Annotated in this window: 2 protein-coding genes, 1 tRNA gene and 1 pseudogene; 3 read left to right on the top strand and 1 reads right to left on the bottom strand. The window is 41.6% G+C overall.

Annotated elements, in window-relative coordinates; all coding sequences use genetic code 11:
• Positions 1-16: 16 nt before the first annotated feature.
• The 3 genes from ACTHSL_RS09675 to ACTHSL_RS09685 all read left to right on the top strand — a co-directional run bounded on the left by ACTHSL_RS09675 (position 17) and on the right by ACTHSL_RS09685 (position 1,927).
• Positions 17-93, top strand: a tRNA-Gln gene (locus tag ACTHSL_RS09675).
• A 185-nt stretch (positions 94-278) separates the two neighbouring features.
• Entirely contained in the window at positions 279-1,265 is a 987-nt protein-coding gene (locus ACTHSL_RS09680) for a ribose-phosphate pyrophosphokinase (RefSeq protein ID WP_440381243.1), read from the top strand.
• Between the two features lie 89 nt (positions 1,266-1,354).
• Positions 1,355-1,927 carry a 50S ribosomal protein L25/general stress protein Ctc gene (locus ACTHSL_RS09685; protein WP_440381242.1) on the top strand — a complete coding sequence of 191 codons (573 nt, stop codon included), beginning with the start codon at positions 1,355-1,357 and terminating at the stop codon, positions 1,925-1,927.
• A gap of 180 nt (positions 1,928-2,107) precedes the next feature.
• On the opposite strand, the pseudogene ACTHSL_RS09690 reads toward ACTHSL_RS09685, so the two are convergent.
• Positions 2,108-2,359, bottom strand: a pseudogene (locus tag ACTHSL_RS09690) (IS1595 family transposase); the annotation flags it as partial.
• Positions 2,360-2,466 lie beyond the last annotated feature (107 nt).

Genomic DNA, 2,466 nt, shown 5'->3' on the forward strand with positions numbered 1-2,466 from the left:
AAACACAACTAAGATTTGGGGATTCGCCAAGTTGGTTAAGGCACCGGATTCTGAATCCGGCATGCGTAGGTTCGAGTCCTACATCCCCAGCCAAATAAAAGCGTGTGATTTTATCGCACGCTTTTATTTATCCGTCTGCAGAATACTTGTGTTATTTTTTGTTTGGCTGGATTTCGCCACATGCGTATAATGCCGCCTGAGAACGCCAAGCAACCAAGGAAGCCCCCGCGATGTTTCCTAAATATGACGCAAATAAACCCATTCCAAGTGAGGAAGATATGGCAGCATACGACAGTTTGATGGTTTTTACCGGTAATGCCAACCCAAAGTTGGCGGCCAATGTGGTAAAACATCTCGATATTTCAATCGGTAATGCATCAGTCACTAAATTTTCAGACGGCGAGGTTGCCATTGAGCTGTTGGAGAATGTGCGGGGCCGCGATGTTTTTATTCTGCAGCCTACTTGTGCGCCAACCAATGATAATTTAATGGAAATTTTGGCAATGGCCGATGCCTTGAAGCGTGCTTCGGCAGGGCGTATTACAGCCGCTATTCCTTACTTCGGTTATGCGCGTCAGGATCGTCGGCCGCGTTCGGCTCGCGTACCGATTTCTGCAAAATTAGTAGCCAATATGTTGTATTCCGCAGGAATTGACAGGGTTTTAACTGTTGATTTGCATGCGGATCAGATTCAAGGCTTCTTTGATATCCCTGTAGATAACATTTATGCAACGCCGATTTTGCTGAACGATGTGCAGCGTCAGCAAATAGAAAATTTAACGGTAGTCAGCCCGGATATTGGCGGTGTCGTGCGCGCCCGAGCAATGGCAAAAGCCCTGAATGCCGATTTAGCCATTATTGATAAACGCCGCCCTAAAGCCAATGTAGCGGAAGTGATGAATGTAATTGGTGAAATCCAGGATAGAACCTGCCTGATTGTAGACGACATGATTGATACGGCCAATACTCTGTGTAAGGCGGCCTCTGCTTTAAAAGAACGTGGAGCTTCCCGTGTCTTGGCATATGCAACCCATCCGGTTTTTTCTGGAGAGGCAGTTTCCCGTATAGCTTCATCTGATATTGATCAAATTGTTGTTACTGATACAATTCCTTTATCAGAGGCTGCACAGAATTGCATTCGTATCCGCCAAGTATCTATTGCAGGTCTGTTAGCAGAAACAGTGCGTCGTATTAGTAATGAAGAATCTGTCTCATATCTTTTTAATGAAGATGTGTTGACAAATGGTGGTATGTTACTGCCGTAGGCCTGTTAGAATATCAGGCCTGAATCAACGCCGTCTGAAACTGGTCGCGGTATAAGGCGGTTTAACTTTTTACCTAAAAGGATTTAATTATGTCTTATGAATTACAAGCTACTGTTCGTGAAGCCCAAGGCACTGGTGCGAGCCGCCGCCTGCGTCGCGAAGGTCAAGTTCCTGCTGTATTATACGGGGAGAATCAGGAAGCAGTTGCGATTGCTTTGGATCATAAAACCGTGTTTTATGCTTTGGAAAAAGAATCTTTCCATACGAGTTTGATTAAATTGGTATTGAACGGCAAAACTCATGATGTGATTTTGCGTGATTTTCAAGTTCATCCATTTCGCCAGCAAATTCAACACCTTGATCTTCAGGTGGTTGATTTAAATAAACCTTTAAAAATTCGTTTGCCTATTCATGTGGTTAATGCAGAACAATCTAAAGCAGTGAAGTTGCAAAGTGGCCGAGTGTCTCTGCTAACTACAGGTGTGGAAGTAATTGTTGATCCTAAAAATATCCCTACTGCTCTAGAATTGGATTGTGCCGAAGTCGTAGCAGGTGATATTCTGCATTTGTCTGATATTCAGTATCCTGAAGGTGTGAGTAGTGTAGCATTGAAGCGTAATTCAAACTTAGCTGTTGCTACAGTAACCGGTAAAAAAGGCTAAGCAGATATTGTTTGTTATCTAGGAAATCCCGTTTTCAATAAGCGGGATTTTTCTATATTCAGTGATTACAATAAATTGACTTATTTCTGATTAAGTATCCTAACCATTTACCCATATGGAGAATAAGGAGGGCCATAATAATGATACCATACTAAATAATAATGGAACTGTCTTAGATAATTAGGATAAATTGTGTTTTATCAATTGTTTGAAAATAGAGATTTGAACTTTTATTTCACTATTTTTTAAACGCTATTTGCACTCCTTCAGAGATAATTCCAACTGCTCTTTGGAAAGGCCGTTAAACTTGCATAAATGACGTTTTACCCGGTTCCAAAAGTTCTCTATTCTATTGATGTGATTTTGTTTTCCTATAAAGAGTATGTTGTAATTAATGCACAAGTGACTAGATTCATTGATATCCAGTATATTCGACAATTGTAGACGTAACTTTAATAGATTGAGACCTTTGCAAAAAGCCCTTCCCCCGACAGCCGAAACCCAAACACAGGTTTTCGGCTGTTTTCGCCTCCCCCAAT

The sequence above is a fragment of the Neisseria sp. P0008.S010 genome (assembly GCF_051962715.1).
GTDB classification, from domain to species: Bacteria; Pseudomonadota; Gammaproteobacteria; order Burkholderiales; family Neisseriaceae; genus Neisseria; species Neisseria elongata.